The sequence below is a fragment of the Candidatus Sodalis sp. SoCistrobi genome (assembly GCF_900143145.1).
In the GTDB taxonomy this organism is placed as follows: Bacteria; Pseudomonadota; Gammaproteobacteria; order Enterobacterales; family Enterobacteriaceae; genus SoCistrobi.
In genome coordinates, this window is sequence record NZ_FRDB01000364.1 from 1 (window position 1) to 1,492 (window position 1,492).

2 protein-coding genes and 1 pseudogene are annotated in these 1,492 nt (G+C 52.5%); 2 read left to right on the top strand and 1 reads right to left on the bottom strand.

What is annotated here, in order from left to right; all coding sequences use genetic code 11:
• Both CINSTRO3249_RS15810 and CINSTRO3249_RS16345 read left to right on the top strand, forming a co-directional pair.
• Nucleotides 1-256 (top strand): integrase core domain-containing protein (locus CINSTRO3249_RS15810; protein WP_143146880.1); only part of this gene is annotated, 256 nt, incomplete at its 5' end.
• 21 nt (nucleotides 257-277) lie between these two features.
• Nucleotides 278-628, top strand: coding sequence for a S66 peptidase family protein (locus CINSTRO3249_RS16345; RefSeq protein ID WP_084790289.1), 351 nt, complete (start codon nucleotides 278-280; stop codon nucleotides 626-628).
• A gap of 65 nt (nucleotides 629-693) precedes the next feature.
• Here CINSTRO3249_RS16345 and CINSTRO3249_RS15820 read toward each other — a convergent pair.
• Nucleotides 694-1,371 (bottom strand): annotated as a pseudogene (locus tag CINSTRO3249_RS15820) (N-acetylmuramoyl-L-alanine amidase); the annotation flags it as partial.
• Between the last annotated feature and the right edge of the window lie 121 nt (nucleotides 1,372-1,492).

A 1,492-nucleotide genomic window follows, 5' to 3' on the forward strand; every position in this document is an offset into this window, starting at 1 on the left:
CGGCGACTCCTACGATAATGCGATGGCAGAGAGTATCAACGGGTTGTACAAAACGGAGGTTATCCACCGCGGGAGCTGGAAAAACCGGACGGAAGTGGAGTTGGCCACGCTGGACTGGGTGGACTGGGTGGACTGGGTGGACTGGGTGGACTGGTACAACAACAGAAGGCTGCTCGGGCGGCTGGGTTACATCCCTCCTACTGAAGCCGAAATGAACTATTACGCTTTGCAATTAGCATCAGAGGAAGCGGCGTAGTATTGCCAAAATTACTCTCTAATAAACTCGGGGTTATTCAATAAACAACTCGATCGCGCCTTACATCAGCTGCAATATAAGAAAGACTTCACGCCTAACGCGATCGTCTTCGGCCAATTTTTCACTTTAGAGGCCACCGATGAAGAGAGATTAATCTTCAAAAGCGTGATCCGCGATTTTGCTGATGCGACGTCAATCCCGGTGTATTATTATCCCTATTTTGGCCACGGGGTAACCAACAATCCGCTGCTGCTAAAGCAGCAGGTAACGATTACCTGTCATCCCGAACAGGAATACTGCACTTTGCGTCAGGCGGGTATTCGGCATGAGTCGAAAAGGGGGCAGCAAAAGGGGACGCATGCGGGGGGATAACAGGCTATCGCAAATATCGACTTCCCCCCATTGTGGCGGCCGCGCGGGTGAAAGTAAGTCTGCACTTACTTTTTAAAGTATTTATCCACCAATGCATAAAGGATCGCCGCGGTTTCACTATCCACCGTACCCTGCCAGTCAGCGGGGCGGAAATGCAACTGGAAAGCTTGAATGAGATGCTTATAGAGGCCGGCGTCTGTCGCCCCCGCGGTATTATAGCCATAGGTTTTAAGTTTAGCGGTGATCGCCGCCTGGTCAGGTAGGCCCTGCGCAGCAAATTTGTCAAGATACTGCTGCTTGGTCGCCTCGTCGTACCAGGCGCCTATGCCCGCATCAAACAATGTTTTCCAGGGGAACGCCGCGCCGGGATCAAATTTTCGCCCGGGTGCTACATCGCTATGGCCGATGATCTGAGTGGGCGTAATTTCTGGATACCGTCGCAAGATATCCTGCGCCAATTGAATGATGGCCGCTATTTGCACCGGATGATAGGGCGGGAAAGTAAATTCCCCCTCATTGACCGACGCCAGGTTCACGTTTTCAATGCCAATGGAGGTATCGTTAAGATTGTTGCGCCCCGCCCAGGCGCTGAGTCCGGCGTGCCAGGCGCGATCCTTCTCGTCCACCAGATTGAAAATACGCATCTCATTAAACCCGGCGTCGGTATAGCTTGGGTCGCTGGGGTCGGGGACCAGATAATGCGCGCTGAGAGTCGCGTCGCCGCTCAGCGCCCTGACTGAATCACCCCGGATAAATTAGAGTCTATACTTTAAAAGTGGAGGTCTCTATGACAACGACCAAACGTTACTCTCCGGAAGTCCGTGAACGGGCAGTTAATCTAGTGCTGGAAACTCAGCATGAGCA